This window comes from Arthrobacter zhaoxinii, from assembly GCF_024385505.1.
Lineage (GTDB): Bacteria > Actinomycetota > Actinomycetes > Actinomycetales > Micrococcaceae > Arthrobacter_B > Arthrobacter_B zhaoxinii.
This window is the reverse complement of record NZ_JANFLT010000004.1, coordinates 24,641-30,866: the sequence shown is the minus strand read 5'-3', so window position 1 is coordinate 30,866 and position 6,226 is coordinate 24,641. Positions and strand designations below refer to the sequence as shown.

Below are 6,226 nucleotides of genomic sequence, written 5' to 3'. Positions count from 1 at the left end.
CAGAAGGCCGGCTTCGAAGGCGGAGCCCTGGGCTTCCCCACCAGCGGCGAAGTATCCGCCAACGGAGGGAAATACCAGAACTTCGCCAAGGGCACCATCTACTGGACGGCCTCGAGCGGAGCGCAGGTGTCCGTCAACGGATCCATCCGCACTGCCTACGTAAAGTCCGGGAACGCCGGCGGTCCGCTCGGCTTCCCCACCGGCGGCGAAGTGACCATCAAGGGCGGCAAGTACCAGAACTTCGCCAAGGGCGCGATCCTCTGGTCCTCTGCCACCGGCGCCCAGGTTTCATTGAACGGACCCATCCGGACTGCCTACCAGAAGGCAGGCTTCGAAACCGGCCGTCTTGGCTTCCCGAAGTCCGGGGAATATGCCGTTGGCAAAACCCGGGTCCAGGATTTCCAAGGCGGAAGAATCACCCTGGGCACCGATAAAAAGACAACAATCCGCTACAACTAGCGGGCTCAGAGACATCTGAAGGAAATAAACGGAGGGCGGATTGCTACGGCAATCCGCCCTCCGCCACTTGGCAGGGTGCTTAGCAGTGACAGAATGGTGCACTAGATCACCAACGTGCGGCGGATCCCGTGAAACGCCGGCCCCCTTGTCCCTCGAAAGGCCCCACCTTGCCCGGTATGAATCTCACCCGCTCCGAAGCCCGTGAACGTGCAGAACTGCTGAACGTTGAGTCCTACGACGTCAACCTTGACCTGACCCGGGGAGAGACAGTGTTCGGCAGCACCACCGTCGTCCGGTTCTCCGCCCGTCCCGGGACGTCGACGTTCATTGACGCGGTCACCGACACCGTGCACCGGATCACGCTGAACGGCGTGTCGCTGGATCCGGCGGAGGTATCCGACGGCGTTCGCATCGCACTGCCGAACCTCGCCGAGTCCAACGAACTGGTGGTGGATGCCGATGCCCGTTACATGAACACCGGCGAAGGCCTGCACCGCTTCGTGGACCCCGTGGACAACGAGGTCTATCTGTACTCCCAGTTCGAGGTACCGGACTCGCGCCGGATGTTCGCGGTCTTCGAGCAGCCGGACCTGAAGGCCACGTTCCGCTTCACGGTCACCGCGCCGTCGCACTGGGACGTCATCTCCAACTCCCCCACCCCGCAGCCCCTTGCCGCCGGCGACCTGGCCGATTCCAGCCCGCGCTCCACCTGGGCCTTCGAACCCACCCCGCGGATCTCCAGCTACATCACCGCGCTCATCGCCGGCCCCTACCAGTCCGTCCGCAGCGAACTCACCAGCTCCGACGGCCGCACCATTCCCCTGGGCGTCTTTGCCCGCCGTTCCCTGATGCAGTTCATGGATGCAGAGAACATCTTCGAGCTGACCCGGCAGGGATTCGCCTTCTACGAGGAGCAGTTCGGCACGCCGTACCCGTTCGAGAAGTACGACCAGCTGTTTGTGCCGGAGTTCAACGCCGGCGCCATGGAAAACGCCGGTGCAGTGACTTTCCTCGAGAGCTACGTCTTCCGGTCCCGGGTCACGGACGCCACCGTGGAACGCCGCGCCGTGACCATCCTGCACGAGCTCGCGCACATGTGGTTCGGCGATCTGGTCACCATGCGCTGGTGGAACGATCTGTGGCTGAACGAATCCTTCGCGGAATTCATGTCCACGCTGGCCGCCGCCGAGGCCACCGAGTTTCGGCAGGCGTGGACCACCTTTGCCTCGCTGGAAAAGGCCTGGGCCTACCGCCAGGACCAGCTGCCCACCACGCACCCGATCGTCGCCGAAATCCGTGACCTGGAAGATGTCCAGGTGAACTTCGACGGCATCACGTATGCCAAGGGCGCTTCCGTGCTGAAGCAGCTGGTGGCCTGGGTGGGGCAGGACAAGTTCATGGCCGGAGTGCGGGAGTACTTCGGCAAGCATGCCTGGCGCAACACGGAACTTTCGGATCTGCTGTCCGAGCTGGAAACGGCCAGCGGCCGGGACCTCAAGGAATGGTCCGCCCAGTGGCTGGAAACCGCCGGCGTGAACACGCTGCGCCCCGCGCTCGAAACTGACGCGGACGGTACCATCACCTCCTTTGCCGTGCTGCAGAGCGCCATCGAGGAATACCCCACCCTGCGTCCGCACCGTCTGGCCATCGGCTTCTACAACCCGGATGAGGACGGCCGGCTGCAGCGCACGCACCGCGTGGAGCTCGACGTCGACGGCGAACGCACCGAAGTACCGGAACTCACCGGGCAGCCCCGCCCGGCGCTGCTCTTGCTCAACGACGACGATCTTGCGTACGCGAAGATCCGCCTGGATGACGCCTCCCAGCACACCGCGACCAGGAGCCTGCGCAACATTGCGGATTCCCTCCCCCGGACCCTGGTCTGGGCCTCCGCCTGGGATGCCGCGCGCGACGCGGAGATTCCCGCGCGCAACTATGTGGAACTGGTCCTGCAGAACATCGCGTCCGAGTCCGATTCCACCGTGGTGCAGGTCCTGCTGCGCCAGCTGGCCACCACGCTGGCCTTCTATGTCAGCCCGGATGACCGCGAGCCCATGACGGCGGCGGCTGCCGACAGCCTCTGGGAGCTGGCGGCCGACGCCGAACCTGCATCGGATTCGCAGCTGCAGTTCGTCAAGGCGTTTGCCGCCCATGCCGCTTCCGGCGAACAGCTGGACACGCTGGCCGGGCTGTTCGCCGGCAGCCGGTCCCTCGAGGGCCTGGAGATCGACGCGGACCTGCGCTGGGAACTGCTCACCGGCCTGGTAGCCGGAGGTCGGATGGGGGCCGCGGACATCGACGCCGAGCTTGAGCGCGATGCCACGGCCACCGGCGCCCTGGCAGCTGCCATGGCACGGGCAGCCCTGCCCACGGCCGAAGCCAAGGCAGCCGCCTGGGAAGCAATCGTGGAGCGTTCGGACATGCCCAACGCCGCCCAGCGGTCCGCCATCGCCGGGTTTATGCGCGTGTACGACGCGGGCCTGCTGGAACCGTATGCGCAGAAGTACTTCGAATCCATCCGCGACGTCTGGGCCAGCCGCACACATGAGATTGCCCAGCAGATCGCCGTCGGCCTCTATCCGACCCGGCTCACCCGCCAGGAGACGGTGGATGCCACCGATGCGTTCCTGGCGGAACTGGGCGATGACTCGCCCTCGCTTCGCCGGCTGATCCTTGAAAACCGCGACGGTGTGGTCCGCGCATTGAAGGCCCAGGCGGCCGACAGGTAACGCCTGCCGCCGCGGTTTCCCCTCCGGCAGGGTGGAGAGACGGTAGCTTTGGAGACGTGAATCTCTCCCAACACCGTTACACACTTGAGCTGGAATGGACGGGAAACCGCGGCGACGGCACCGCGTCCTACCGGGGCTACGGCCGTGACCACATCATCCGGGCAGCCGGTCTGCCGGACCTGCCCGGAACCGCGGACCCCACGTTCCACGGCGACCGGGACCGCTGGAACCCCGAACAGCTGCTGCTTGCCGCGCTGTCGCAGTGCCACATGCTCTCCTACCTGCATGTGGCTGTCCGCCGCGGCATCCGGGTCCTCGCCTATGCGGACTCCCCCGAGGGGCTGCTGCGGCTCAACCGGGACGGCAGCGGAGAATTTACCTCCGTGCTGCTGCGCCCCTCGGTCACCATCGACGGCGACGGCGGGCCTGCCGCCGTCGAGCTCGCCTCCGGGCCGCTGCACGCCGAAGCCAACCGCCTGTGTTTCATTGCCCGGAGCGTGAACTTCCCGGTGGAGCACCAACCGGTGACGCTGACCGGGTCTTGAATGCGGTCCCAGGGCCCCCGGCACGGGTAGCCTTAACCGCAGACCCCTTTCCGGCAACACAAAGGATGTTCAGCAGCCTGTGCTTTCCGCCTCCGAAATTGACCTCTCTTCAGTGACCGTCAGTGATTTTGACTTTTCCAGCCTGATCGAGGCTGCCTTTATTGTCCTGGCCGCCACCGGCGTCTGGTTCGTCGCACGCTTCCTGATCAACCGGCTGGTGACTCGTGCCCAGAAGGGCTACTCGCTGCTGCACTCCTCCAAGATCAAGTGGCCGCAGCCGGTGATGCGCAACCTGGATAAGAAACGCCGCGCCCAGCGGGCCGACACCATCGGTGCCCTGCTGCGCAGCGCGGTCAACGTTTCCATCTGGACCGTCGCGATCATCATGGTGCTGGATGCCGTCGGGATCAATATCGCCCCGCTGCTGGCTAGCGTCGGCATTGTCGGCATCGCCCTCGGTTTCGGTGCCCGGGAACTTATCCGCGACGCCCTGGCCGGATTCTTCATCACCATTGAGGACCAGTACGGAATCGGCGACGTCATCGAAGTCGGCGACACTGCCGGAACGGTGCAGTCCGTGGGTATCCGCATCACGCGGATCATCGATGACCGCGGCGTCATCTGGTACATCCGCAACGGCGAGATCGCCAAGATCGGCAACCGGTCCCAGGGCACCTACCTGGGCGAAGCTCCAGCGGAACCGGCAAAGGCAGACGCGCCGAAGGACGGCATGGTTGCCAATGACTGAGCCGACACCTGAACCCGCAGAGGCGCCGCCGAGCGCCTCGTCCCTGCCGCTGCGTCCGGCGCAGCAGCCCACGCAGCAGCCCCAGGCCTTCCAGCAGCCGCAGTACACGGACAACTTCTACGACGCCGTGGGCGGGCATCCGGCCTTCGTGAAGCTCGTTGATGTGTTTTACGAGGGTGTGGCGGAGGATCCGCTGATGCGCCCGATGTATCCGGAAGAGGACCTCGGGCCGGCCAAGGAACGCCTCCTGCTGTTCCTCGAGCAGTACTGGGGCGGACCGAAGACCTACGGCGAGCAGCGCGGGCACCCGAGGCTGCGGATGCGGCACATGCCTTTCATCGTCACCCCCGCGGCCCGCGACGCGTGGCTGCGGCACATGCGCGCCGCCGTCGACTCGCTCGACCTCTCTCCCCTGCACGAGGGCACCCTCTGGGATTATCTCGAGCGCGCCGCGCACTCCATGGTCAACTCCGCCTGAGCCGCCGCTGCAGGCCGGGCCTACAGAACCGCCGGTGACCGGGTCAGCACATGCCCCCGGGGAGTACTCAGCCGCAGCCAGCGTCCGTTGCTGAACAGGGTGGCGTCGCCGGCTCCGGCCTGCGGTCCGTCGCCCGGCAGGAAACCGAGGGAAAGAGCCGCAAAGGCGGCCCCCGCGGGCACCGGGACCTCGGTTCCGCCCATCGGCTGCGCCCAGACCCTCGTCCGGGCACTATGCACGACGGCGGCTCCCGGGCTCTGCGGGAGCATGGCTGCCACCTCGCGGATCCCGCGGTGCGCCGTCTGCTCGAGCAGCTGTACCGGCACCCGGCCGGCGGGCTGCCAGCCGGAACGCGGCGCCAGGATGCCTGCCCAGGTCTCGCGGACGGTCATCGGCGGCACCGGCAGCACCGTGTCTGCCGTTCCCATCCGGGCCAGCCGGTCCCCGACGGCCGCAAGCTGGACGGTGGTATCCACCTCGGCCGGGGCGGCCAGGGGCATGGTGCGCAGGCCCAGTACGGTCGGGGTGTCCTCCCCCAGAATCCGGGGACGCAGGATGCAGACGTAGGCCGCCAGGACGCTGCCCACCGCCTGCAGGCGGACCGCCCCGTCGTCGGCCGTCCGCGCGCGGGCAACGAAGTTGCGCAGATCGGCAGTGACCTGTGGATCTGCCAGCCGGAGTTCGCTGTCCATCTAGCTGCCCTGTCCTGCAGCGACGGCGGCACGGAAAGGCACCGGCTCGCCCAGCCATCCCTGGAGCACCTGCCGCTGTTCATCCGTGAGCGGTGTGGGCTTGCCGGTTGCGGCTTCGACCTGGACCATTGCTGCTTCGGCGTAGGCGTACACGGTGCCGGAGTCTTCGTCCGTCAGCCGGAAACCGTAGGAAAGGCTGCTGGAGCCGATCCGGGTGACCCAGACGTCCACCCACACGGGTTCCCTGCGGTGGAGCAGGGGTGCCCGGTACTCGACTTCCTGCCGGGCCACGTAGGTGGCCGTGCGGTCCCCGGTCAGGTCGCGGAAGCTGCCGGGCCCGCCGGTGCCGGCCGGAAGCGGCAGCAGGCCCAGCTGGACCCGGGCTTCCTCAAGGAACTGGATGAACGCGACGTTGTTGATGTGGCCGTTGGGATCTTGGTCGCCGAACCGAAGCTGGACGGGGAAACGATGCACAGACATGCCCTCCATCTTCCCAGAGAGTGAGCTTTGCCCTAAAACGGCGGACCCGGGCCGCCGGACTTGTTACTGGCCGGTACGTTTAAGCTAAGAGTGTT

At 66.5% G+C, this 6,226-nt stretch carries 7 protein-coding genes; 5 read left to right on the top strand and 2 right to left on the bottom strand.

Features of this window, described 5'->3' with window-relative positions; all coding sequences use genetic code 11:
- The 5 genes from NNX37_RS07380 to NNX37_RS07360 all read left to right on the top strand — a co-directional run.
- On the top strand, positions 1-459 hold a 459-nt coding region (locus tag NNX37_RS07380), incomplete at its 5' end, for an LGFP repeat-containing protein (RefSeq protein WP_407079931.1).
- Positions 460-635: 176 nt separating this feature from the next.
- A complete protein-coding gene (gene pepN, locus NNX37_RS07375) occupies positions 636-3,188 on the top strand; it encodes an aminopeptidase N (RefSeq protein WP_255791685.1) in 2,553 nt (850 codons plus the stop codon).
- A 56-nt stretch (positions 3,189-3,244) separates the two neighbouring features.
- On the top strand, positions 3,245-3,733 hold the full coding sequence (locus NNX37_RS07370; protein ID WP_255791684.1) for an OsmC family protein: 489 nt from the start codon (positions 3,245-3,247) through the stop codon (positions 3,731-3,733).
- 79 nt (positions 3,734-3,812) lie between these two features.
- Positions 3,813-4,481 (top strand): mechanosensitive ion channel family protein, encoded by a 669-nt coding sequence (locus tag NNX37_RS07365; RefSeq protein WP_255791682.1) that lies wholly within the window; start codon positions 3,813-3,815, stop codon positions 4,479-4,481.
- Positions 4,474-4,959, top strand: coding sequence for a globin (locus NNX37_RS07360; RefSeq protein ID WP_255791681.1), 486 nt, complete (start codon positions 4,474-4,476; stop codon positions 4,957-4,959). The genes NNX37_RS07365 and NNX37_RS07360 overlap by 8 nt, the downstream gene beginning before the upstream one ends.
- 20 nt (positions 4,960-4,979) lie before the next feature.
- Here the strand turns inward: NNX37_RS07360 and NNX37_RS07355 are convergent, their stop codons facing one another.
- Together NNX37_RS07355 and NNX37_RS07350 are read right to left on the bottom strand one after the other, a co-directional pair.
- Complete coding sequence (locus NNX37_RS07355; RefSeq protein WP_255791680.1) at positions 4,980-5,651, bottom strand: hypothetical protein; 672 nt, start codon at positions 5,649-5,651, stop codon at positions 4,980-4,982.
- Positions 5,652-6,131 carry an acyl-CoA thioesterase gene (locus NNX37_RS07350; protein ID WP_255791678.1) on the bottom strand — a complete coding sequence of 160 codons (480 nt, stop codon included), beginning with the start codon at positions 6,129-6,131 and terminating at the stop codon, positions 5,652-5,654.
- Positions 6,132-6,226: the final 95 nt, after the last annotated feature.